The sequence below is a fragment of the Agathobaculum sp. genome (assembly GCF_034098985.1).
Classification (GTDB): Bacteria; Bacillota; Clostridia; order Oscillospirales; family Butyricicoccaceae; genus Agathobaculum.
On record NZ_JAXEOA010000019.1, the window covers coordinates 138,314 to 161,741 of the forward strand.

Annotated in this window: 22 protein-coding genes; 21 read left to right on the plus strand and 1 reads right to left on the minus strand. The window is 56.2% G+C overall.

The features are described 5' to 3' along the window. Window positions 1-10: 10 nt before the first annotated feature. The 5 genes from SO058_RS06750 to SO058_RS06770 all read left to right on the plus strand — a co-directional run bounded on the left by SO058_RS06750 (window position 11) and on the right by SO058_RS06770 (window position 6,505). Window positions 11-1,873 (plus strand): molybdopterin biosynthesis protein, encoded by a 1,863-nt coding sequence (locus tag SO058_RS06750; RefSeq protein ID WP_320842226.1) that lies wholly within the window; start codon window positions 11-13, stop codon window positions 1,871-1,873. 17 nt (window positions 1,874-1,890) lie between these two features. Continuing rightward, complete coding sequence (locus SO058_RS06755) at window positions 1,891-2,334, plus strand: MOSC domain-containing protein (protein WP_320842227.1); 444 nt, start codon at window positions 1,891-1,893, stop codon at window positions 2,332-2,334. After that, window positions 2,324-3,028, plus strand: a complete 705-nt coding sequence (locus SO058_RS06760) for a HesA/MoeB/ThiF family protein (protein ID WP_320842228.1) — start codon at window positions 2,324-2,326, stop codon at window positions 3,026-3,028. The genes SO058_RS06755 and SO058_RS06760 overlap by 11 nt, the downstream gene beginning before the upstream one ends. Before the next feature lie 156 nt (window positions 3,029-3,184). Next, entirely contained in the window at window positions 3,185-5,542 is a 2,358-nt protein-coding gene (locus SO058_RS06765; RefSeq protein WP_320842229.1) for a pyruvate formate lyase family protein, read from the plus strand. An 18-nt stretch (window positions 5,543-5,560) separates the two neighbouring features. After that, window positions 5,561-6,505: a glycyl-radical enzyme activating protein gene (locus SO058_RS06770; RefSeq protein ID WP_320842230.1), complete on the plus strand. Its 945-nt coding sequence runs from the start codon at window positions 5,561-5,563 to the stop codon at window positions 6,503-6,505. 108 nt (window positions 6,506-6,613) lie between these two features. Here the strand turns inward: SO058_RS06770 and SO058_RS06775 are convergent, their stop codons facing one another. Continuing rightward, window positions 6,614-7,294: a GntR family transcriptional regulator gene (locus tag SO058_RS06775; RefSeq protein WP_320842231.1), complete on the minus strand. Its 681-nt coding sequence runs from the start codon at window positions 7,292-7,294 to the stop codon at window positions 6,614-6,616. A gap of 352 nt (window positions 7,295-7,646) precedes the next feature. On the opposite strand from SO058_RS06775, the gene SO058_RS06780 reads away from it, so the two are divergent. The 16 genes from SO058_RS06780 to SO058_RS06855 all read left to right on the plus strand — a co-directional run bounded on the left by SO058_RS06780 (window position 7,647) and on the right by SO058_RS06855 (window position 23,415). Then, the gene (locus SO058_RS06780) at window positions 7,647-8,759 is read left to right on the plus strand and encodes a sugar ABC transporter substrate-binding protein (protein ID WP_320842232.1); all 1,113 of its coding nucleotides are present in this window, start codon (window positions 7,647-7,649) and stop codon (window positions 8,757-8,759) included. A gap of 99 nt (window positions 8,760-8,858) precedes the next feature. Further along, window positions 8,859-9,875, plus strand: coding sequence for an ABC transporter permease (locus SO058_RS06785; RefSeq protein ID WP_320842233.1), 1,017 nt, complete (start codon window positions 8,859-8,861; stop codon window positions 9,873-9,875). Between the two features lie 13 nt (window positions 9,876-9,888). Then, window positions 9,889-11,421: a sugar ABC transporter ATP-binding protein gene (locus SO058_RS06790; protein ID WP_320842234.1), complete on the plus strand. Its 1,533-nt coding sequence runs from the start codon at window positions 9,889-9,891 to the stop codon at window positions 11,419-11,421. 25 nt (window positions 11,422-11,446) lie between these two features. After that, a complete protein-coding gene (locus SO058_RS06795) occupies window positions 11,447-12,415 on the plus strand; it encodes an ABC transporter permease (protein ID WP_320842235.1) in 969 nt (322 codons plus the stop codon). Between the two features lie 14 nt (window positions 12,416-12,429). Then, a complete protein-coding gene (locus tag SO058_RS06800; protein WP_320842236.1) occupies window positions 12,430-13,185 on the plus strand; it encodes an SDR family NAD(P)-dependent oxidoreductase in 756 nt (251 codons plus the stop codon). Between the two features lie 14 nt (window positions 13,186-13,199). Further along, window positions 13,200-13,967, plus strand: a complete 768-nt coding sequence (locus SO058_RS06805; protein ID WP_320842237.1) for an SDR family oxidoreductase — start codon at window positions 13,200-13,202, stop codon at window positions 13,965-13,967. A gap of 18 nt (window positions 13,968-13,985) precedes the next feature. Then, window positions 13,986-14,777 carry an SDR family NAD(P)-dependent oxidoreductase gene (locus tag SO058_RS06810; protein WP_320842238.1) on the plus strand — a complete coding sequence of 264 codons (792 nt, stop codon included), beginning with the start codon at window positions 13,986-13,988 and terminating at the stop codon, window positions 14,775-14,777. 39 nt (window positions 14,778-14,816) lie between these two features. Next, a complete protein-coding gene (moaA, locus tag SO058_RS06815; protein WP_320842239.1) occupies window positions 14,817-15,788 on the plus strand; it encodes a GTP 3',8-cyclase MoaA in 972 nt (323 codons plus the stop codon). A 9-nt stretch (window positions 15,789-15,797) separates the two neighbouring features. Then, window positions 15,798-16,226 (plus strand): MOSC domain-containing protein, encoded by a 429-nt coding sequence (locus SO058_RS06820; protein ID WP_320842240.1) that lies wholly within the window; start codon window positions 15,798-15,800, stop codon window positions 16,224-16,226. Continuing rightward, entirely contained in the window at window positions 16,216-16,734 is a 519-nt protein-coding gene (locus tag SO058_RS06825) for a MogA/MoaB family molybdenum cofactor biosynthesis protein (RefSeq protein WP_320842241.1), read from the plus strand. Before SO058_RS06820 ends, SO058_RS06825 begins: the two co-directional genes overlap by 11 nt. A 16-nt stretch (window positions 16,735-16,750) precedes the next feature. Next, entirely contained in the window at window positions 16,751-17,773 is a 1,023-nt protein-coding gene (locus tag SO058_RS06830) for a Gfo/Idh/MocA family protein (protein WP_320842242.1), read from the plus strand. A 193-nt stretch (window positions 17,774-17,966) separates the two neighbouring features. Then, a complete protein-coding gene (locus SO058_RS06835) occupies window positions 17,967-19,079 on the plus strand; it encodes a 4-hydroxybutyrate dehydrogenase (RefSeq protein ID WP_320842243.1) in 1,113 nt (370 codons plus the stop codon). Between the two features lie 18 nt (window positions 19,080-19,097). Beyond that, on the plus strand, window positions 19,098-19,943 hold the full coding sequence (locus tag SO058_RS06840) for a transketolase (protein WP_320842244.1): 846 nt from the start codon (window positions 19,098-19,100) through the stop codon (window positions 19,941-19,943). Between the two features lie 3 nt (window positions 19,944-19,946). Further along, window positions 19,947-20,912: a transketolase family protein gene (locus tag SO058_RS06845; protein WP_320842245.1), complete on the plus strand. Its 966-nt coding sequence runs from the start codon at window positions 19,947-19,949 to the stop codon at window positions 20,910-20,912. A gap of 7 nt (window positions 20,913-20,919) precedes the next feature. Then, on the plus strand, window positions 20,920-21,942 hold the full coding sequence (locus tag SO058_RS06850) for a zinc-dependent alcohol dehydrogenase (protein ID WP_320842246.1): 1,023 nt from the start codon (window positions 20,920-20,922) through the stop codon (window positions 21,940-21,942). Between the two features lie 27 nt (window positions 21,943-21,969). Beyond that, on the plus strand, window positions 21,970-23,415 hold the full coding sequence (locus tag SO058_RS06855) for a 4-hydroxyphenylacetate 3-hydroxylase family protein (RefSeq protein ID WP_320842247.1): 1,446 nt from the start codon (window positions 21,970-21,972) through the stop codon (window positions 23,413-23,415). The last annotated feature ends 13 nt before the right edge of the window (window positions 23,416-23,428 follow it).

A 23,428-nucleotide genomic window follows, 5' to 3' on the forward strand; every position in this document is an offset into this window, starting at 1 on the left:
AGGATAGCACGTGGAAAACAACCGGTATATTGAAAATTACGACGCGGAGCAGACGATCGAAGCATATGCCGCGCGGTTTTCTTGGGAAGACGCGGAAAGCATAGAAACCGTGCGTGCACATGGCCGGGTGACCGCCGCACCTTGCTATGCGCGGGTGTCCGACCCATGCTATCACGCGGCGGCGATGGACGGCATCATGGTCTGTGCGGCGGATACGGTGGGCGCCTCCGAGACGACGCCGATGACACTGGAGCAAGGACAGTATGCACCGGTCAATACCGGCGATCCCATCCGGCAGCCTTATGACAGCGTGGTAATGATTGAGGATGTTGTAGAAGCCGGCGGGGGCAGGGTGCGGCTGATCACACCGTCCTTTCCGTGGCAGCATGTGCGCGCGGTAGGGGAAAGCGTGGTCAGCGGCGAAATGATTCTGCCGTCCGCGCACCGTATCCGCCCCATTGACATTGGGGCGCTGCTGGCGGGCGGTGTGGAAACGCTCAACGTGAGGCGGCGGCTCATGATCGGCATTATCCCAACGGGGCATGAGTTGGTCGAACATGTGGACGAGCTGCGGCAGGGGCGGCTGGTTGAATACAATTCCCATGTATTCTCCGCGCTGGCGGAGGAATACGACGCCGAGGCGAAGCGTTATCCAATCGTCCGGGGTGACCAAAACGAGCTGTCCCGCGCGCTTTCGCAGGCAGTGGACGAGTGCGATATTGTGGTGATCAACGCCGGGTCTTCGGCCGGTACGCGGGATTTCACGCGCGCGGCGATCGAAGCGGCAGGCACCGTGTATGCGCATGGGCTGGCCATTCGTCCGGGCAAGCCTACGGTTTTGGGGGAAGCGCGGGGCAAGCCGGTGCTGGGTATCCCGGGATACCCCGTGGCGGCCTACCTGATGTTTCAAAAGTGCCTGCGCGCGCTGCTCCGGCCGGGAACGTGCGAAAAAAAGGTAAAAGCGCGTTTGGTGCGGCGGGTGGTTTCGGCACTGCGGCATGAAGAGCTGATCCGCGTCAGCGTGGGCTGGATCGGCGGCGAATGGACTGCCGCGCCGCTCGAACGGGGCGCGGCCTCGATCATGAGCGTGGTGCGGGCGGACGGTGTGCTGACCATTCCCCAGCAGCTGGAAGGGCTTGAAGCGGGGGCAGCGGTCGAGGTCGTTTTGACCGAACCTGCCGAAGAGCTGCGACAAACGCTGCAAATAATCGGCAGCCATGATTTGATGCTGGACGAATTGCGGGAACGTGTGCCGCTTAAAAGCGTGCATGTGGGCAGCATGAATGGCCTGCTCGCGCTGAAAAACGGCCAGTGTCATTTGGCTCCGATCCACATTTTAGACGAGGATACCGGCCGATATAATGAAAATCTGGCGCGCGCGGTGCTTGGCGCGGGCGATTACAGCATCATTCGCGGAGTCGGGCGCGTACAAGGGTTTTACCTGAGAGCGGAAGATCCCTTGGAGACCATATCGTTCGCGGAGCTGGTACAGCCGGAAATTTCGCTGGCCAACCGGCAGCGTGGCGCGGGAACGCGTCTGCTGCTGGATTATCATTTACGGCTGCAAAATATTGATTCGGGCGCAGTCGATGGATATCGCCGGGAATGGAATACCCATATGGCGGTGGCGAGCGCGGTGCAAAGCGGCATGTGCCGCACCGGACTGGGCGTGTATTCCGCCGCAAAGGCGCTAGGGCTGCGGTTTGTCCCGGTTTGCGAGGAACAGTATGATTTTGCTGTTCGCACCGCCGATCTGGAAGACCCGCGCGTGCTGCGGTTTATCAAAGGCTTGCAGTCCGACTGGCTGCAGGAACGTCTTTCCGTGCTGGGCGGCTATACCGTGCGCGGTATTGGAGAAATTCGCAGCTTATGAAAACAGGAGGGAAAGCCGTGGAAGCGCGGGTGATTTGCTTGCAGGTGCAGGAAGAAAAGGGAGCGGCAATAAAGCGCGTACAGCGGCTATACTGCCAAGCGCAGCATGGCGTTCAAAATGATGTGCACAGCGGACCGGGAAAGCGGCAGGTGTGCCTGCGGTTTACGGAAACGAGCCAAGCGATGCCGCCGGACGGCTTATGCGCCAAAAAGTTTCAGGAAAATATTCGGATCGCGGGCATGTCGGAACACCTGCTTTTGCCGGGGACTGTCCTACAAGCTGGCGGCAGCATCATGCGGCTGACACAACGCGGGAAACGCTGTTATACGGGCTGTGCGGCCGCACAAAGGGGCGAGATCTGCGCGCTCTCGCGGGAAACGGCGTTTGCAGAGGTGCTGGAAAGCGGCTGGATCGCGCAGGGCGACCCGGTACGTCGGATTGGAGACAGCGATGAGATTTGAACGGCAAATCAAGCTGACCGGTGCGGCGGGTCAGGCGCGTCTCCAAAACGCGCGCGTGACGGTGATTGGCGCAGGCGGCCTTGGCTGCCCGGTGCTTGTGTATTTGGCGGCGGCAGGCGTGGGGGCGATACGCATTGTGGATGGCGATGCCGTCAGCGAGAGCAATTTAAACCGGCAGTTTTTGTATCATCCTGATGAAGTGGGGAAAAGCAAGGCTGTTTTGGCAGGCCATCGGTTGCGGCAGGCGTACCCGAAGCTGCATGTTGAGACTTTCGCGGAGGCTGCGGATGAGAACCGGGCGGGCGTTCTTTGCGCGGGAAGCGACTTAGTGGTTTGCTGCGTGGATTCAATGGAGGCGAGGTATCTGATCGAACACGCAGCGCTTTCGCAGGGTATCCCGGTGATCGATGGCGGCGTCGGCGGCGCTGACGGGTTTGTGCTTGCAGCCGCACCCGGCGGGCCGTGCCTTGGCTGCATGACGGGCGGCGCGATCGGCAATGCCGGGGCGCCGCAGGTGTTGGGCGCCTCGGCCGGCATGATTGGCAGTATGCAGGCAGGGCTGGCGGTCGAGGTGCTGTTGGGCGGCAGGGAACGGTTTGGGCAGTATACGGCAATCGGTTTTGCGCCCTTTTCTTTGACAACCTTTTCAATAGAATCGACGTGCGATTGTCAAATATGCCAAAAGAAATATTAAAGAATTCAATATATAATACAAAAAGATAAATATAATATAAATCGATTGACAAGTCGACATAAAGTCGATAAAATGAAGATAGCCAAATAGATGATGATTCCCACACATCGTCATCACCATAAGCAAGCTTATTTGCAGCAAAAGGAGGGATATCAAGTGTTGCAGTTGACTCCGAGATTGGAAAAACTGAAGGACCGCCTGTTTAACATTGAATACCATGACCCGGGTGTATGGCATTTTCAGAATGTCAATATTCTGGATATCACCGGAAACGAATTTATGAAGGACGATCCGCTGGTCGTCCGCAAGGCATATGCGCAGCAGCATATCTGCCGCTATCTTCCCGCGGAAATCAAGCCGGATGAGCTGATCGTCGGCCGGCCGAACCAAAACAGCGTCGGCTGGGGCAGCGTACTGCCCAAATACTATACCAAGGACGAGGGCGAGCTTGCGGCACGGTATGAGCTGGACGAGTGCTCACTGTGGGGACATCATCCCCCGGCATTTGACAAAATCCTGACTCAGGGCGTGACCGGCGTCAAGGCCGAGGTAGAGGAGGCGCTGCAGCTGCAGCTTGACAGCGCAGAGCCGGACGAAATGGCGGTCAACGAATACCGCGCCATGCTGATCTCGCTGGACGCATTGGTCGAGTTTTCTCACCGTCATGCGGCGGAAGCACTCAAACAGGCGCAGACTGTGCAGGACGATATCCGCCGCAGAGAACTTATGGATATTTACCACACCTGCCAGCAGGTACCCGAGTTTCCGGCGCAGAACTTGCAGCAGGCGCTGCAGGCGTATTGGTTTACCTATGCAATCGTCAACAGCGGCGGCGAGTTTATCCCGCTGGGCCGCGCGGATCAGTATCTCTATCCGTTTTATAAAAAGGATATTGATTCGGGCAGGCTGACGAAAGAGCAGGCTGTCGATCTGCTGGGCAGCTTTTTGGTCAAGTGTAACGAACGCGTGATCATCGATACCAAAAAGGCGGAAAACCATTTCAGCTTCGGCCTGTTTTCGCAGGGCGTTGTACTGAATGACGAGGAGGCGCAGAGCCGTATCAACGGCACGGGCGGCTTCGCCCAGCGCGCGCTGATGTGGCAGGATGACGAGGATATCAACAGCGAGGCCAACTTTAACTATGGACAGTCAGGCAACGATTGGCTGATGAACTGCATGGTCGGCGGCGTGCATCCGGACGGAACCGACGCCACGAACGATATCTCCTATCTGCTCATCGACATTATGCATTCGATGCAGCTCCTGTTCCCGACGATGGGTGCGCGCGTTCACAAAAACACGCCGCAGAGCTTTTTGGAGCTGCTGGGCGCGGTGCTGCGCTATGGACAGGGCGAACCGATGATTTATAACGACGAAGCGATCATCCCCGGCTTTGTTGAACAGGGGGTTCCTTTGGAAGAGGCGCGCGAATACTGCAACGACGGCTGCTGGGAAACGCTGATTTCCGGCAAAAGCCATTTCAGCTATGCGCATGTGATGAACCTGCGGTGTCTGGAACATGTGCTGTTCCGGGGCGTCAGCCTGAACAACGGTGAAAAGGAAGGCTTGGATACCGGCGACCCGCTGGCATTCCAGAGCTTTGACGAGCTGTATGAGGCGTATGTACGCCAAATGGACGACCGTATCGACTTCCAGTGTGAGCGCCGTTTGGAAAACTTCGGCCTGTCCTATATGATCGCGCCGGACCCGCTGTTTTCTTCCATTACATACGACTGTGTGAAAAAAGGCCGCGATATCAGCCAGGACGGCGCGCGGTATATCTTTCATCTGATTCTCGCGACCGGTCTGGCCGACACGGTCGACGCACTGGCGGCAATTAAAAAGATGGTGTTCGAGGAGAAAAAGGTCACGATGGCCGAGCTGCTCGAAGCGCTGAAGAACAACTGGAAAGGCGCGGAGAAGCTGCGCGCCATGCTGATGAACGCAGTGCCCAAGTTTGGAAACGACAACGATTATGTAGACGAGATTGCCGTGCGCTTGCTGCACGATTTTGAGACGCGCGTGGTTTCTTGGCGCGAGAAGCAGGATCGCCTGATGTTCTCCTGCGGCATCGGCACCTTTGAAAATTACGCCGTACTGGGCCGCGATATCGGCGCGTCCGCGAACGGACGCTGCTTTGGCGACGCTCTGGCACCAAACTACTCGCCGGTGGCCGGACAGGACGTCGAGGGGCCGACTGCCGCGATCAAAAGCATCACCAAACCGGACTTATTGCGCTTTTATTGCGGCACACCGCTGGATATCGCGGTCAATTCCAATGAATTTGTCGGCGAGGCGGGTATCGCGCGCATGTCTGACCTAATCCGCTCGTTCTGCGATCTGGGCGGTCAGATCCTGACGATCACCAGCACGAATGTCGAGGATCTGAAGGACGCAAAAATCCATCCTGAAAACCATAAGAGCCTGCGTGTGCGTATGGGCGGCCTATCAGCCTATTTTATCGCAATGGCGCCTGCACAGCAGGATAATATCATCAAACGGTTTTCCAGATAAACCGGTGGAAGTGGTGCAATGAAAAAAGCATATGTTTCGGAGATCCAACGTTTTTGCGTGCACGACGGCCCGGGTATTCGCACGACGGTCTTTTTTCAAGGCTGTCCGCTGCGCTGCCGATGGTGTCAGAATCCGGAGACAATTTCCGCTAAACCCATATTGCTGTATAATCCCGAGTTGTGCACGGGCTGCCGTTCCTGTCTCGAAGTTTGCCCCAACCACGCGCTGACGTTGGGCGAGGATGGCTTGCTGGTCACGGACGCGTCGCGTTGCGACCAGTGCGGCGCCTGCTGTGACGCCTGCTATTTTTTGGCGCGCAAGCTCAGTTCGCAGGCGATGACGGTCGATCAACTGTTTGAAAACATCATGCGGGACGAAATCGTTTATAAAAACAGCGGCGGCGGCGTGACCATCAGCGGCGGCGAACCGCTGGTTTATCCGGACTTTAACTGGGAGCTTCTCAGCCGCTGCGTGCAAGCGGGCATTACAACGGCGGTGGAAACGGCAGGGCTGGTGCCGCAGGAGGTCGTGGAGCGCTTTGTACCGGTCACCGATACGTTCCTATTTGACATGAAGCTTTTCCACACGGAACGGCATCGGGAATGGACGGGTGTGTCAAATGATCTGATCCTGCAGAATCTGCGTCGTGTCACAGATCTGCACGATAATGTCGTCATCCGTGTGCCGCTGATCCCGGGCGTGAATGACACAGCGGAAGAGTTTGGGGCGATGATGGATTTCGTATCCAGCCTTCGTACGGTGAACGGTGTGCATATCCTGCCGTTCCATCAGTTTGGCGCGGGGAAATACAGCCTGGCGGGTATTCCCTATGCGCTTGCGGACATGGAAGAAGACAATGAGCAAGGGATCGAGCGCTGTAAAGGGATCGCGGAGCAGCACGGCCTGCGGGTAAACCTTGGCGGCACCGGCTTCTTATCCGACCGCAAAGCCACAAATGTATAATAAAAAGCAGCTCCTGTGACGAAACAGGAGCTGCTTTTTGTGAAAACACAGGGCATACGCCATATGACGTATGCCCTGCGCCAGAAAAGAGAACATAGAGGAAGCAGATCAAAGCTTAAGATCGGATGGCAGGTTGTAGAGGAAATTTCGTGGGAAGTACTGGTCGAGCAGATAAAAGCTGCTGAGGTGGTCGGTCAAAATTTCCAATCCAAGTGCCTCATCATGGTTCATCAGCGCGGAAACGATTTCAAAATGCTGCTCCACATGCCGCTGCGTGTTTACTACGGCGTCCGTATGGTACAACAGGATGAACTGCATGCGCAGGTAAAGCTCGGTATGGTATTTCACAAGAAGCTTGTTGTGGCTGATTTTCGCCAGTTCCAAGTGAAAGTTGCAATCCTCAGTGCGGCGGCTCCATTGATCGTTCTGCTCCATGGCCGTACGGCATTTCTCCGCGATTTCGTAAAGATGCAGAAAATCCGCGTGGTTGCCATAAAGCAGCGCCAGCTTAAATGCAATGCTGTCCAGTGAGATGCGCAGCATGCCGATATCACGGACCGTATCTGGCGAATAAGTAGCGACTGTAGCAAAACGGTTTGCCGCAATGTCCACCAGCCCTTGGTTGGCTAAATGGCGCAGCGCTGTACGTACGGGCGTCCGGCTGATGCCGAATTCTTCAGCGATACGTACCTCCGCAATGCGGTCACCCGGGCAGAGCTGTTTGGTCATAATCAGCTCTAAAATATGATCATAGGCAAGTTGGCTTAAAGAGTTGCGGTTTTTTGACATAATCGTATCCTCATATAAAAGTGGTGCGTTGATAAAGAGTTTGAAATACAATTTCTAATTTATACTACAATTTAATAATAACAATAAAATTAAATTTGTCAATTAAATAACAAGAAAAAAGCAAATAAAAAAATATGCATACAAAAATTAATATATAATATTGTTGAAATTCACGGGCTGTTCATTATTGACAAGAAACAAAGGGGTTGTTAATATAATTGTATGCAATACATGCAAATATAAGACGATTATAAATTAACGTCGACTAAATCACGGCAGTGTTGCAGAACCAGATGCGCAGAGGCGTGTGGCGTATCACACAACCACAGAGGAAAAAAGGAGAGTGTACTTTATGAAGAAGCTATTTGCGTTATTGCTATCGGCTGCCATGATGGTAACGGTGCTGACAGGCTGCGGCGGTAATAACACACCACCGGCGGATAATGGCAACGGCGGAGGCGAAGAGGCTGGCACAACAGGCGAAACCTGCTTGATCGGCCTGTCCATCCGCGGACTGGATAACCCGTATTACGTAGAACTGGTTGAATCGGTCAAGGCGTTCAGTGAAGCAACGCCGGGCACTGAGGTTGTTACAATGGAGCACCACAGCGACGAGCAGAAGCAGGTCAACGATATCAAATCGTTCCTCGCGCGCGGCGGCAAGGACTGTGTCCTATATGTCGACCCGCAGTCGGCTTCGATCAACGCGGAAATCGCGCAGCTTTGCGAGGATGCCGGCGTTTACTGGACGAGCACATGGACGATGGCGGAAGACGTTTATCCGCAGGATTACAAATATTATGCGGCGCACCAGACCGTAGATAATACCCAGGGCGCCTATGAGGCGGCCAAGGTGATGTTCGAGAGCTTCCCGGACAAGACCGGCAAGGTCGTACTGCTTGAAGGCGCAGTGGCGAACGACGCGTCCGACGAGCGTCTTGCGGGCTGGCAAAAGGCTCTTGAAGAATACCCGAACGTAGAAGTTCTGGATCAGCAGGCAAGCAACTGGGATCCGCAGACCGGCCTGAATATTGCGCAGACCTGGCTGACCAAATACGGCGATGAGATGGACGGTATCTGCTGTGCGAACGATTCGCTGGCGCTGGCGGTTATCGAGGGCATGAAAGCCAAGGGCAAGACCTCGGACGACATCAAGATCATCGGTTTTGACGGTATTCCGGATGCAATCACGGCGATTCAGAGCGGCGATATGCTGGCAACCTGCTATTCCAACGGCTGGTGCCAGGGCGCTTACGGCGTTGCCACTGCTTACCATGCCTATAAGGGCGAGCTGGATACCGAAACCTGCGATCAGGAAAAGCGTGCGTACTATACCAATGCAATTACAGTCAGCGGGGACAATGTAGAGCAGTTTGTAGCGGAATATATCGACAGCAAGCCCACGCTGGATTACAGCGAGAGCTTTGGCGGCTTTGCGAAGCCCATGGATATCCCCGCCGCCTGATCACTTCTTTAAGATAGGAAATTTGTATCTGCCGGATGAAATACTCCGGCAGATATATTATCTGGGCTTTGAAATTGATAGCATGGGAGATGAATATTTATGGCGATGAAAAATGCGCCTGCTGCATCGGTCGCCGATCAATTTGTGCAGAAAATCGAACGGCAGAACCGAAAAGATAAGATTATTCAATTGGTGCCGGTATGCGTGCTGGTCGGGCTGTTCATTATTTTTTCAATTGTGGCGCCCGGGTTCGCCTCAGTGGAAAACGTGCTGACAATGCTGGGACAAACCGCAACGCCGCTTGCCATTTCACTTGGTATCACGTTTGTCATTTTGATCGGCTGCATAGATCTATCGGTTGACGGCGTGATGAGCCTTGGCGGCTGCGCGGTCAGCATGCTGGTGATGAACACGATGAACAGCATGAACCTCGGCGTGCTCGGCGTGGTGCTGGCGATTTGCATTGGCTGTCTGATCGGCTTGCTGATCGGTCTGATCCATGTGAAAGCGCGCATCCCCTCCTTTATGGTGAGCTTTGGGTTTTCCGGCATCGCCATGGGTGCCGCGACAGCCATCACCGGCGCGGTCGCGCCGAACATAATGGATGAGGGCTTTCGAAATCTTGCGCTTCAAAGCTTTCTTGGCATTCCGTACATTGCGTGGATCAGCTTCGCCATGTTTGCGGTCGCGTATATTTTGCAGGAATACACGGCGTTCGGCCGGTATCTGTTTGCCATCGGCAACGATGAGTCTATCCCGAAGATGACGGGCGTCAATATTACGGCCGTCAAGCTCAAGGCGTTTATCTGGTCGGGTGCAATGATCAGCCTGGCTGGTGTGCTGGGCGCGTCACGTCTCGGCATGGGCACGATTTTGATTGGTAAAAACAACCTGTTCCCGGCAATGACCGCGGTCGTGCTGGGCGGTACGGCACTGACCGGCGGCAAGGGCGGCGTGCTCAATACGCTGCTGGGCGTTTTGATCGTCACTGAACTAAACAACGGCTTGGTGCTGCTGGGCGTTGCGCCCGACATCCAGACCGGCATCCAGAGCGTTATCATACTGGCCGCGGTGGCGCTGTCCTCTGTCCGCGGACGCCGTGTCGTCAGCAAGTAAGAGGTGAATGATTTTGAGTGAGAAAAAACTGCTTTTTGAAGCTGAAAATATTGAAATGCGCTTTCCGGCGACCCTCGCGCTCCAGGGGATTGATATGCAGGTGTACGAGGGTGAGATCATCGGTCTTGTCGGTGAAAACGGCGCGGGTAAATCGACGCTTCTGAAAATCATTCAGGGCGTGCAGACGCAGACCGACGGTACAATGAAGATGCATGGCAAACCCTTTGAGCCAAAATCGCCTAAAGAGGCGATGCAGCAGGGTGTTGGCATGGTGTTTCAGGAACAGGCGCTGATCGGCAACCTGACGGTAGGGCAAAACATCTTTTTCGGACGCGAGAGGGAATACCGCATGGGGCCGCTTGTGAATTGGTCCAAAATGTATAGGGACACGGAGGCGGTCTTTCAGGAACATTCGATCAGCGGCATCAAGCCATCGCGCAAGGTGAATGATTATGATTTCGCCACGCGCCAGATGATCGAGATCTGCAAGGTCATCTCAAACGCGACGACGGGCGACCCGGCCAATAAATCCATGATCCTGCTCGACGAGCCGACCTCAGTGCTCAGCGCGGACGAGATCCAGCAGCTGTTTGGTGAAATGCGGAAGCTTGCGGCACAGGGGCACGCAGTCATTTTTGTGTCGCATCGTCTTGACGAGATTATTGAGATCTGCGACCGTGTCTATGTGTTTAAGGATGGCCGCGGTGTCGGCATGCTGCACCACGACGAGCTCAGCGAGGACGTGCTGTATGAACGCATGGTGGGCAAAACATCGAGCGACCAGTATTATAAGGAAAACCGGCAGGCGAAACCGAAAGACGACGTGGTGCTCGAAGTGCGTGATCTTGGGCTGTACGGCAGCTTCCAGCATGTCAGCTTCAAGCTGCATAAAGCCGAGGTGCTCGGGATCTGCGGCGTGGTCGGCGCGGGCAAGGAAGAGCTTTGCGACGTGCTTGCCGGCATCGAGGGGAACACCAGCGGCGAAATTCTGGTAGATGGTCAGCCGGCCCGTTTCCCGCAGGCAGGCAAGGCGGTGGACGCGGGCATTGTGTCCATTCCGAAAGAGCGCCGTGAAGAAGGGCAGATGGGCAGCCTGAGCATCGTGGAGAATATTACGATCTCAAACCACAAGGCTTTCCGGAAGTACGGGCTGCTCTCCAAAAAGAAGCAGCGGGAAAAAACGGATTTTTGGATCAAGGATATGAAGATCCGCTGTTCAAGCATGGATTCGGATATGAACAGCTTATCCGGCGGCAACGCGCAAAAGGTCGTGTTCGCCCGCGCGCTGACAGCGGACGCCAAAGTGCTCATTTTAAACCATCCGACGCGCGGCGTGGACGTGGGCGCGAAAGAGGAAATCTATAATCTGATTCGGGACGCCACAGAGCGGGATATCGCGGTCATTGTGCTGGGCGATACGCTGGACGAATGTATCGGCCTGAGCAGCCGCATTCTGACGATGAAAGACGGCCTGGTAACCAAGGAATTTGTCTGTGAGGTCGGCAGCAAGCCGGAACAGGTCGAAATCGTCCGCGGCATGATGTGACAGAAAAAAGGGAGGCGTCTTACGCATGAACACAACAGCGCTTAGAGAAAAACTGAAATCGCGTCAGGCGGGCACATGGATCCGCGTGTTTGCCGCCGTTGTGATTTTTATTGTATTTACCTTGTTTAATTTTAACTTTGTAAGCTCCGGCAACCTGAAAAACCTGCTGACCGACAGCGTTCCCTATCTGGTAATGGGCATCGGTGTGACCTTTGTGCTGCTGGTCGGCTCGATCGATCTGTCGATCGGCGCGATCTGTTCAACGGCTACGGTCATTGTCGCGGTATTGCTGCCGACGATGGGATACACATCTTATCTGGTGGCGCTCGTCATGGGCATTGCGGCGGGCTTCATCAACGGCCTGCTGGTGGTCTATCTGAAGATCCCGTCGTTTATTGCGACACTCGGTTCGATGGGGGCTTGGCAGACGGCCGCTTATCTCATATCCGGCTCCAGCCCGATCCAGATCAAAAAAGCACAGTGGCCGATGATTGATTGGGCGCGTTCCGCGTTCGGTATCATTCCGCTGCCGTTTGTGCTGGCCTTGATCCTGCTGCTGGTTTTCTATCTGGTGCAGACGAAAACCAGCTTTGGCAAAAACACCTTTGCGGTCGGCGTCAACGAGCGCGCGGCGGCGGTGGCCGGTGTGAACGTCAACCGCACGAAACTGCTGATCTTTACAGTGTGCGGCGCGTGTGCGGCGCTCGGCGGCATCGTGCTCGCAGCTAAGCTGCGCAGCGGCCTGCCGACCATCGGCGCGACCATGAATATGGCGGTTACCGCGGCGGTCGTGCTGGGCGGCACGGCACTGACCGGCGGCAAGGGCGGACTGGTGCAGACGCTGATTGGCTGCTTTATTTATAACATGCTGCTAAGCGGCCTGAATATGGTCGGCATCACCTCGTACTATCAGGACATCGTGTTCGGCCTGCTCATGATCGCCGCAGTTTACTTTACGGTCGACCGCAGCGACCGGCACAGCGTGGTCAAGTAAAGGAGTCTTCTTAGATGAAACGGGTTTTAATCACCGGGGCGACGTCGGGCATGGGCCTCAGCGCGGTCAAATTGTTTTTGGCGCGCGGCTGGAAGGTCATGGGCGCCGACCTCAACCAGGCGGCGGGCGAAAAGCTGCTTGCAGAACTCGCACAGGCGGGTCATCGGGACACGTTCCGCTTTTTTGCGTGCAACGTGGCGAGCGATGAAGAGGTTTCGCGCTTGTATGACTACACGATGCGGGAGTTCGGCGGGATCGACAGCATCATCAACAACGCTGGAATTTTTGTCGGCGGAGAATTGCACCAGGTTTCGGAAAAGGATTGGCAGCGCGTGTTCGATGTGGATGTCAAAGCTATCTACCTTACCGCGCGGCACTTTGTGCCCTATATGATTGAAAACGGCGGCGGCACAATCGTGAACACCGCCTCGGTATCGGGCATGTGCGGGGACTATAACATGGCGGCGTATAACGGTGCGAAAGGCGCTGCGGTCAATATGGCGCGCGCGATGGCACTGGATTACGGCAAATATAACATCCGTGTCAACAATGTCTGCCCGGCGGCCTGCGCCACGCCGATGTTTCTTGCCAACCCGCCCGAGGTGGTCGAGGAATTTAACCGGGCCAATCCGCTCGGACGTATCTGCACGCCCGACGAAGTCGCCAAGGCGATGTATTTTCTCGCTTCCGACGAATCGACCTCGTGCAACGGCGTTAATCTGGAAGTGTCCGGCGGCCTGAATATTCACACCGGCCAGCCGGTGCAGTAAAGGAGCGGACAGAAATGGATTATCTTCAGCAGTTGTTTGGGCTTTCGGGTAAGGTTGCGGTCGTAACCGGCGGCAGCCGGGGCATTGGGCAGACGGTCGCCCTGGGTCTTGCGCGTGCCGGTGCGGAGGTTGCGATCCTGTGCCGTTCTGAGCCAAAGGAGACGCTCGGACAGATTGCCGCGGCAGGCGGGCGCGCGTACCATATCGCGGCCGATGTGTCGGACGAAGCGGCGGTTGATGCCGCGCTTGCGGAAGTGTTGCGCCGGTCGGGATCGGTCGATGTGGTGTTCAACAACGCGGGCATCTGCATCCACAAACCGACGGTTGAGGCAACGCTCGACGAATGGAAGCATGTTCTTGATGTGAACTTAAACGGAACTTATATCGTTTCCCGCGCGGCGGGGAAACTGATGATCGAAAACGGTATCCATGGCAGCATTATCAACAATGCTTCGATGTCGGGCACGGTCGTCAATGTGCCGCAGTGGCAGTGTTCCTATAATGCATCCAAAGCGGCGGTGCTGCATTTGACCCGTTCGCTCGCGGTCGAGTGGGCGGATTACGGCATCCGTGTCAACTCCATCAGCCCGGGGTATACGGCGACTGCAATGTCGGTCGACACACCGGAAGAACTGAAAAACGCCTGGCTTCCGTTGATCCCGATGCGTAGGATGGGCAAACCGGAAGAACTCGTGGGCGCGGTGCTGTATCTGGCGGGCGGTGCTTCGTCCTATACGACGGGCGCAGATCTGATCGTGGACGGCGGCTATGTCTGCCGATAATAGAGAATCGAGGATAATATGGATCTGAAATTATCGGGGAAACACACACTTGTAACCGGCTCGTCCGCGGGCATCGGAAAAGGGGTCGCATCCCGTCTGCTCCGCGAAGGCGCGGTGGTATATATTAACGGAAGAAACGCGCAGCGCCTGCAAAAGACCTGCGAAGAGCTCAAGCAGTACGGCGACTGCCGCATGGCGCTTGGCGACGCCGCCACGCCCGAGGGTGCGCGGCAGATCATGGACGCGGTCGATGCGGACGGACCGCTTGACGTGCTGGTCTGCAACATGGGCACCTATAAAGGTACGCCCTACGCCGAGATCAGCGACGAGGAATGGAACTGGATGCTGAACACCAACCTGCTCAGCATGGTGCGCTTGACACGACATTACCTGCCCCGGATGCTGGAACGGAACGCGGGGCGTATGGTACTTATCGCAAGCGAATGCGGCATCAAGCCGCTTACGGATATGATCCATTACAGCGTATCCAAAACCGCGGTCATCGGCCTCGGCCGGGGCTTGGCCGAACTGACTAAGGGAAGCCGGGTCGGCGTCAATACCGTGCTGCCCGGTCTTACCTGGACGGAAAACACGGCGGCTTATCAAACCGAACGCGCCGCGCGGGAGGGCAAAGACCTTGATACGGCGATTCGGGAGTATTTTGTCACCTATGAGCCGAGCCAGCTTTTGCAGCGCATCACCTCGGTGGAAGAGATCGCCGATACGGTGGCGTATTTTTGTTCCGAGCTATCCGCCGCAACCAACGGTGCGGCGATCCGTGCGGAAGGCGGCCTGATTCGCAGCATTTGAGAGCCGGAAGATCACTTTGGCGGGAGGAGGCGCGGTAACATGTGGGATGGACGGGGCCGTTTGGTCGATTATCTGCGCATTTCACTGACTGACCGCTGCAATCTGCGCTGTGTTTACTGTATGCCGGAGACAGGGGTCAAGCCGCTGCCTCACGAGCAGATCCTCACGTTTGAGGAATTAACGCGTTTGGCCGCCTGCTTTTCCAAACTGGGCATCCGCAAGATCAAGCTGACCGGGGGGGAACCGCTAGTGCGGCTTGGCATGGTCAAATTGGTTCGCGCGCTGCGGGAGGTCGGTAGCATCGAGCAGATCACGCTGACGACCAACGGCGTCCTGCTCGCGCAGCATCTGGACGCGCTGCTGCACGCCGGGCTGGACGCGGTCAACATCAGTCTGGATACCCTGGAGCCGGCGCGGTTTGCGCGCATCACACGGTCGGATGGGCTGGAGCGTGTGCTCGATGCGATCCGGCGTGCGTCATCGGCAGGATTGCCGGTCAAGATCAATTGCGTGCCGCTGATGGGTCTTAACGAACAGGATGTCGTGCCGCTCGCCGGACTTGCGCGTGAACTGGTGACAGCAGTACGGTTTATCGAACTGATGCCGATTGGCTGCGGTGCGGCCTATACGGCAATGCCGTTTGAACAGCTGCGTTCGATGCTGGAAACGGCTTACGGCGCACTGACTCCGTTTGACGGGAGCCTCGGCAACGGTCCGGCGCAGTACTGCGCATTGAAAGGCTTTTCGGGGAAAATCGGCTTTATTCGCGCGGTCAGCGATGAATTTTGCCATTCCTGCAACCGCGTCCGTTTAGCGGCGGATGGCGGCTTGAAAACCTGCCTGCACCAGAGGGCGGCAGTGAATCTGCGCGACATGATCCGGACAGGCGCGAGCGACGAGGCAATTTGCGCGTGCATTGGGAAAGCGCTGGAAGAAAAACCGGACGGCCATCATTTTGGCTGCGCGCAGCCAAACGATGAAGCGCGGTTTATGGTATCGATAGGAGGATAGGCGGAAGCAATGGGAACCGTAAAAGCAATCTGTATCAGCGACCGGCGCGGAATTCAGAAAAAACCGGTGGCGCAGGCGCAGCTGATCCAGGATTATGGCATTGAAGCGGACGCGCATGCGGGCAAATGGCACCGGCAGGTAAGCCTGTTGTCCAATCAGAGGATAGAGGAGTTTCGCTCGCGCGGTGCGCGGGTGGAATATGGCGCGTTCGGTGAAAACCTGGTTGTCGATGGGATCGATTTCCGTTCGCTTCCGGTCGGCACCGTCTTGCGCGTGGGCGGCGCCGTGCTGCAAATGACGCAGATCGGGAAAGAATGCCACCAGCATTGTGCGATTTACCAGCAGGTCGGTGACTGTATCATGCCGCGTGAGGGTGTTTTCGCGTGCGTGGTCAAAGGCGGCGTGATACGGGTTGGAGATGAAATGCATGTCGGATGAGCGGTTTACGTACCGGGTTGCAATCATCACGGCCAGCGATACCGCCTATACGGGCGGCCGGGAAGACCTGAGCGGTAAAGCAGTCCGGGATATGGTGCAGGAGCACGGCTATACGGTCAAGTCTTACCTTGTGCTGCCGGACGAGCGGCGTATGCTGCGTGAGGAACTGCGGCGGTTATGCGATGAACAGCGCGCCGATCTGATCCTGACAACGGGCGGCACCGGGCTTTCGCCGCGCGATGTAACGCCGGAGGCCACATTGGACATTGCTCAGCGGCAGGCGCCCGGGATTGCGGAGGCGATGCGCATGAACAGCCTTGCCGTGACGGGCCGGGCGATGCTCAGCCGGGGCGTGGCGGCGACGCGGGGGCGCACGCTGATCATCAACCTGCCCGGCAGCCCCAAAGCGGTGCGCGAAAACCTGTCCTACGTGCTGCCGCAGCTCGATCATGCCTTGGACATCCTGACTGGACGGGACAGCGAATGCGGCGCGCAAATAAATGATTGATTGGGAGAGCGATTGTATGAAACATCGTGTATTATTATTAGGCCTCGGCTTCTGGGGCCGCAATTGGATGGAACTGATCACCAAGACCGACCGCTGTGAGCTGGCCGGGGTGGCGGGGGCGGAACAGGAACTAAAACAGGTCGCGGAGCAGTATCACGTGCCGGAAAACATGTGTTTCACCGATTTTCGCGAAGCGATTGAAGAAACCAAAGCAGAAATCGCGATCATCGTCATTCCAGGTGTGTTGCACTTTGAGGCGGATACCCTGGCGCTTGCGCACGGCATGAATGTGATTACAGAAAAGCCGCTCGCTATGAATATTGAGCAGGCTGAGCGGCTGCTGGAAGCCAAAGCCAAATATCCACACCTGAAATTTATGGCGTCCCAAAATTATCGCTGGCGTCCGCACAATCAGGCGATTCGTGACGCAATCGCCGCGGGCATGATCGGCGACGTGGAGGCGGTCGAGGTCACATTCCGCAAACAGGAGGATCTGCAGGGTTATCGCGCGGGGCTGGAACAGCCGCTGCTGCAGGATGTCTGCATCCATCATTTTGATCTGATCCGCTTTTTCACGGGTAAGAACTGTAAGAGCATCTATTGCCGCAGCTACCGGCCAAGCTGGTCGCTGTTTGACGGCCGTCCGTCCACCGACGCGGTCATGACGCTGGACGGCGGCGTGCGGGTGAGCTATACCGGTTCATGGGCAGCGCGCGGCTGTGAGACCTCGTGGGACGGCGATTTTAAAATTACCGGTTCCAAGGGCTGCCTAACGCTGGATGCGAACGATGACGTTTGGTTCTTTGAGCATCGGAAAAACGATGCGGTTGTGATGGTTTCGGGCGCGCAGCAGGGCGTAAAACTGGATAAACCGCAGATGGCGCATACGGAGATGGCCTACGGGTTCCATATGATGATGGATTGCATCGAACAGGATACCGTACCGGAAACAACGCTGGAGGACAATTTTAAAAGCTATGCCATGGTTTGCGCGGGGCTGCATTCGGTGGAGAGCGGCAAGGAAGAAAACTGTAAATAATCGGCGGCAGGGCGGGCGGTAGCCCGCTCTGTTTTACCTATAAGCGCGGCTGTTGACAGTAATATAAACGAAATTCTGTAAAATGAAAAATATATAAAATTATTAATATATAATTGTATACAATACAATTGACATGTCGACTCTGTGGTGATAAGATTACAGTATCAGCAGTTTGATGAATAAGGAGGCTACCATGTATCATTTTGTTTTGCACCCCCAGATCAAGGGCTATCAAAGCTTTGCAGAATTTGCCGTGCAGGAAACACTTCAGGCTAACGACCTCATCATCACAAATGAATTTATTTTTGACCCGTTTATCAAACCGGTCGGCGTGCCATGCCATGTGCTTTTTCAGGAGAAATACGGCGCGGGTGAGCCGAACGATCAGATGATCGACGCGATCCGTGCCGACATCCCGGAGGACACGGCGCGCATTATCGCGGTCGGCGGCGGCACGGTGATCGATATTGCCAAGGTGCTGACGTTCACGGGCGGCTGGTCTACCGAAGACATTTTCATGGGCCGCGTTGTGCCGCATAAGTCGCGCAGCCTCACGGTCATCCCGACTACCTGCGGCACTGGCTCCGAGGTCACCAACGTGACGATCTGCGAGCTGAAAAATTTGCAGACCAAAAAAGGCCTCGCGCTCGATACGATGTATGCGGACAGCGCGGTCCTCATCCCTGAGATGGTGAGCACGCTGCCGTACCGGTTTTTTGCAACCAGTTCTATCGATGCGATGATCCATGCGGTAGAGTCTTACCTTTCGCCCAAAGCCATTCCGCACAGTGAGATATTTTCTGAAAAAGCGATCGAGATGATTGTGAAAGCATACTTATATGTCGCGGAAAACGGGGCGGAAAGCTGGAAAGATAAGACAGCGGAATTTCTCGTCGCCTCCAATTTTGCGGGTATCGCGTTCGGCTATGCAGGCTGCGCCGCTGTCCATGCGATGAGTTATCCGCTTGGCGGCAAGTACCATATTCCACACGGCGAGGCCAATCAATTAATGTTCGCCGAGGTACTGCGCAAATACCGGGAGAAAAAGCCGGTAGGCAAGCTGACGCAGCTGGAAACGCTGTTCGGCAGAGCACTTGAAGTGGAGCCGGGCGAAGCGCTCGAAACGCTTTATGCGCTGATGGAGAAAATTCTGCCGCGCAAACCGCTGCGTGAATACGGCATGACATTGGAGGAATTCCCCGTTTTTGCAGACAGCGTGATCGAAGGGCAGCAACGTCTTTTGAAGAATAACTATGTCGAATTGAGCCGCGCGGAAATGATCGACATTTACAACGCCTGCTACTGACGCGAACGGAGGGATTTGATGAAGACGACAAAGGAACTGCAAATCTTTGCGGCGCAGATCCGAATGACCGCGCTTCGCGGGCTGAGTAAGCTTGGCGCGGGACATATCGGCGGCTCTATGAGTATGGCGGACCTGATGGCGGTGCTGTATGGCGGCATGATGAAAATTGATCCGAAAAACCCCGCGTGGCCGGAGCGCGACTGGCTGGTCGTTTCCAAAGGGCATTGCGGCCCGGCGCTTTACGCCGCGCTGGCACTGCGCGGTTTCTTTCCGGAAGAGGAGATCACGACCATCAACCAGCCCGGCACGCGCCTGCCAAGCCACTGCGACAGAAACCTGACGCCCGGCGTCGATATGTCGACCGGTTCGCTGGGACAGGGGATGTCGACCGCACTGGGCGTTTCCTGGGGCAACCGCTTCCAAAACAAGGACAGCTACACCTATCTGGTGCTGGGTGACGGCGAGAGCGAGGAAGGGCAGGTCTGGGAGGGCGCGTTATGGGCGCATCAGCAGAATCTGGGCAATCTGATTGCGTTTATCGACTGCAACCAGAAGCAACTCGACGGCTATACCAAGGATATCTGCGATCTGGGCGACATTCGGCAGAAGTTTGCCGATTTCGGCTGGGACGCACAGTCGGTGGACGGTCACGATGTCGAGGCAATCATTGCCGCGATCGAAAGCGCCAAGAAAATAACAGACAAACCGCATATGATCGTATTGCAGACAGAAAAAGGCAAGGGCTGTACCTTTGCCGAAGATGTGTTTTATAACCACCATATGAAGTTTACGGGCGAACAGTATGAGGAGGCGGTCGGTGCGCTGCAGCGCGAGATCGACAGGCTTCAGGGAAAGGAGGCGTGAGGCATGTATCAACTGGAAAGCGCCATCGCGGAAGAACAGCAGGAAATGCGCGCGGTGTTTGCCGAAGTCATGGAAGAACTGGCCGGCAAGGATGACCGTGTGGTGTATCTGGACGCGGACATCATCAATAGCATCGGCATGACGGACTTTTGGAAAAAACATCCCGAGCGCACCGTTAACTGCGGCATTCAGGAAGCCAATATGATCGGCGTGGCCGCGGGCATGTCGGCAACCGGGCTTATCCCGTTCGCGCATACCTTTGGCACCTTTGCCACGCGCCGGGTGATGGACCAGGTGTTCCTGTCCGCGGCGTATGCCCGCTTAAACGTACGTATCATCGGCTCGGACCCGGGCGTGACTGCGGCCACCAACGGCGGCACGCACATGCCGTTTGAGGATATGGGCATGATGCGCTGCATCCCAAACGTGACAATCCTGGAACCCACGGATTCGGTCATGCTGGCCGACCTGATGCGCCAGACCAAAGACCTTTACGGCGTGTTTTATATCCGCCTGTCCCGCAAAAAATCGGAAAAGATTTACCGTGACGGCTCGACCTTTGAGATCGGCAAAGCCGCTAAACTCCGTGACGGCAAGGATGTAACAATTTTTGCGACCGGAATTTGCGTCGCGGACGCGCTGCGCGCCGCTGACCTGCTGGGGCAGGAAGGGATCGACGCCGGTGTTTCCAATATTTTTACCATCAAGCCGGTCGATGAGGACGCGGTTGTGGAAGCGGCGAAGAAAACAGGCGCGATCGTCACGGCTGAAAACCATAATGTGATAAACGGTTTGGGCTCGGCGGTTTCCGAGGTGCTGACCTCGACTGTATGCTGCCCGCTGGAGCGCGTGGGCGTGCAGGATCGGTTCGGCGAGGTGGGCGATGTGGAGTATTTGAAACGCACGATGCATATGACCGCTAAGGATATCGCGGCGGCGGCTAAACGAGCAGTCGCAAGGAAGGGGTAGAAACCATATGAAAGCAGCAGTGATCAGAGAGCCGGGCAGCATCCATCTTGAGGAGATCGGCCTTCCGGCGGTCGGCGAGGGGGAAGCGCTGATCAAGGTGCGCTATTGCGGCATCTGCGGCAGCGATTTGCATGTGCTGCACGGGCAGCATCCAACCGCTACTTTCCCCGTCGTGCCGGGGCATGAATTCGTCGGCGAGTTGGTGGAGGCGAAAGGCGTGGGCGCCGATGCGTTCGCACCGGGCGATCTGGTGGTCGCGCAGCCATTTTTCTCATGCGGAAACTGTGAGCCGTGCGCGCAGGGACATGACAATGTCTGCCAGCATCTGTGCTTCATGGGAGCGCACTGCAACGGCGCGTTTGCCGAATACGTCAAGGTGCTGACCCGCAAAATGTATAAGATCCCGAAAGATATGGATCTTCGATTGGCGGCGCTGACCGAGCCTGTGGCGGTGGCGGTGCACGATGTGCGCCGTAGCGGTCTGCAGGTCGGCGAGACCGCGCTCGTCATCGGCGGCGGGCCGATCGGCATGCTGATCGCTATGGTCGCGCGGCACACGGGCGCGCGCAAGGTCGTCATCTCTGAGATCAATCCGTTCCGCCGGGAGTTTGCGGAAAAGCTGGGTTTTGAAACGGTCAATCCGTTGGATGCGGATTTTGACCGGCAGATGATGGGGTTGACCGACGGAAAAGGCTTCCATGTCTCTTATGAAGTCTCCGGCAGCAAGCCGGGTATCACGGCGGCGGTACAGTATACGGCGATCGGCGGCATGGTGATGGTTGTTGGCATGACGCGGGAGCCGTATCCGGTCGACTTGTCGACGATGTTTTCACGCGAACTGCGGATGCAGGGCGTCCGCATCCATTCTCAGTACAGTTTTATCGGCGCGGTAGAATTGCTGAAGAGCGGCGCGCTGAATGAGGAGTTCCTTTCGCTCGTCAGCAAGGTGTATCCGCTGGACGAGGTGGAGCAGGCGTTTGCCTTTTCCGAGATCCCGGGCGATTACTTTAAGGTGCTTGTAGAAATGTGAGAGAACAGAAAGGAAGCTTGACCCATCATGATGACAAAAACAGAGTATATCGAATCGCTTCGCAGCCTGCATTTGAACCTATACCGCTTTGGCGAAAAGATCGAAAACGTGGTGGACGATCCGGTTGTGCGCCCGTCGCTCAATTCTTTTGCCGCCACTTATGAACTGGCCGAAGATCCGCAGTATGAGGATCTGATGGTCGCGACCTCCAACCTGACGGGAAAGAAAATCAACCGCTTTACGCATCTGCACCAGTCTGCCGACGACCTGATTAAAAAGGTCAAGATGCAGCGCCTGCTGGGGCAGAAGACCGCCGCCTGCTTCCAGCGCTGTGTTGGGCTGGACGCGGCGAACGCGGTCTATTCGACGACGTTTGAAACCGACGAGGCGTGCGGTACAAGCTATCATGAAAACTTTAAGCGGTTTTGGTCCGAGGTGCAGGAAAAGGACTGGGGCGTGGACGGCGCGATGACCGACGTCAAGGGCGACCGCTCCAAATCACCCTCTCAGCAGGACGATCCGGATTTGTTCCTGCATGTGGTCGAGCGGACGGCGGACGGCGTTTACGTCACCGGCGCGAAAGCCCATCAGACCGGCTACTTAAACAGCCATTATGTGCTCGTCATGCCTACCATATCAATGCGCGAGGGTGACGAGGACTATGCCGTCTCTTTTGCCTGTCCGACTGACGCGGACGGTATCACCCTGATTCTTGGCCGGCAGTCGTGTGACACGCGCAAACTGGAAGAGCATAACGATATCGACGTGGGCAACAAGGTGTACGGCGGGCATGAAGTGCTGGTGATCTTTGACCGCGTTTTCATCCCGAACGATATGATTTTCCTCAACGGCGAAACCGCGTTTGCGGGCATGATGGTCGAACGGTTTGCAGGCTATCACCGTCAGTCTTACGGCGGCTGCAAGGTCGGCGTGGGCGACGTGCTCATCGGCGCTACCGCGCTGGCCGGCGATATGGCGGGCTCGGCCAAGGCGAGCCATGTCAAGGACAAGATCATCGAGATGACGCATTTAAATGAAACGCTGTATTGCTGCGGCATCGCGTGCTCGTCGCAGGGCTCGAAGACCAAGGCGGGCAACTATTTGATCGACCTGCTGCTGGCGAATGTCTGCAAGCAGAATGTCACCCGCTTCCCATATGAGATCGCGCGTCTCGCGCAGGATCTGGCGGGCGGTATCATGGTCACCCAGCCGTCCGAAGCGGATTACCGCAATCCCAAGACACATGATTACATTGAGAAATATCTCAAGGGCGTTGCCTCTGTCCCGACCGAGGACCGCATGCGTGTCCTTCGCCTGATCGAAAATATGACGATGGGCACCGCCGCCGTCGGCTATCTGCCCGAGTCCATGCACGGCGCGGGCTCGCCGCAGGCGCAGCGTATCATGATCGCGCGGCAGTCGAATCTGGAGATGAAAAAACAGCTCGCGAAAGACATTGCAAGAATTAAGTAAGCCATTGCGTGAC

Excerpts from the sequence above, each read along its gene's own strand:
- SO058_RS06760 (WP_320842228.1), top strand. The coding sequence starts at position 2,324 with ATGAGATTTGAACGGCAAATCAAGCTGACCGGTGCGGCGGGTCAGGCG.
- SO058_RS06770 (WP_320842230.1), top strand. The coding sequence starts at position 5,561 with ATGAAAAAAGCATATGTTTCGGAGATCCAACGTTTTTGCGTGCACGAC.
- SO058_RS06775 (WP_320842231.1), bottom strand. The coding sequence starts at position 7,294 with ATGTCAAAAAACCGCAACTCTTTAAGCCAACTTGCCTATGATCATATT.
- SO058_RS06780 (WP_320842232.1), top strand. The coding sequence starts at position 7,647 with ATGAAGAAGCTATTTGCGTTATTGCTATCGGCTGCCATGATGGTAACG.
- SO058_RS06785 (WP_320842233.1), top strand. The coding sequence starts at position 8,859 with ATGGCGATGAAAAATGCGCCTGCTGCATCGGTCGCCGATCAATTTGTG.
- SO058_RS06795 (WP_320842235.1), top strand. The coding sequence starts at position 11,447 with ATGAACACAACAGCGCTTAGAGAAAAACTGAAATCGCGTCAGGCGGGC.
- SO058_RS06800 (WP_320842236.1), top strand. The coding sequence starts at position 12,430 with ATGAAACGGGTTTTAATCACCGGGGCGACGTCGGGCATGGGCCTCAGC.
- SO058_RS06805 (WP_320842237.1), top strand. The coding sequence starts at position 13,200 with ATGGATTATCTTCAGCAGTTGTTTGGGCTTTCGGGTAAGGTTGCGGTC.
- SO058_RS06810 (WP_320842238.1), top strand. The coding sequence starts at position 13,986 with ATGGATCTGAAATTATCGGGGAAACACACACTTGTAACCGGCTCGTCC.
- moaA (WP_320842239.1), top strand. The coding sequence starts at position 14,817 with ATGTGGGATGGACGGGGCCGTTTGGTCGATTATCTGCGCATTTCACTG.
- SO058_RS06820 (WP_320842240.1), top strand. The coding sequence starts at position 15,798 with ATGGGAACCGTAAAAGCAATCTGTATCAGCGACCGGCGCGGAATTCAG.
- SO058_RS06825 (WP_320842241.1), top strand. The coding sequence starts at position 16,216 with ATGTCGGATGAGCGGTTTACGTACCGGGTTGCAATCATCACGGCCAGC.
- SO058_RS06830 (WP_320842242.1), top strand. The coding sequence starts at position 16,751 with ATGAAACATCGTGTATTATTATTAGGCCTCGGCTTCTGGGGCCGCAAT.
- SO058_RS06835 (WP_320842243.1), top strand. The coding sequence starts at position 17,967 with ATGTATCATTTTGTTTTGCACCCCCAGATCAAGGGCTATCAAAGCTTT.
- SO058_RS06840 (WP_320842244.1), top strand. The coding sequence starts at position 19,098 with ATGAAGACGACAAAGGAACTGCAAATCTTTGCGGCGCAGATCCGAATG.
- SO058_RS06845 (WP_320842245.1), top strand. The coding sequence starts at position 19,947 with ATGTATCAACTGGAAAGCGCCATCGCGGAAGAACAGCAGGAAATGCGC.
- SO058_RS06850 (WP_320842246.1), top strand. The coding sequence starts at position 20,920 with ATGAAAGCAGCAGTGATCAGAGAGCCGGGCAGCATCCATCTTGAGGAG.
- SO058_RS06855 (WP_320842247.1), top strand. The coding sequence starts at position 21,970 with ATGATGACAAAAACAGAGTATATCGAATCGCTTCGCAGCCTGCATTTG.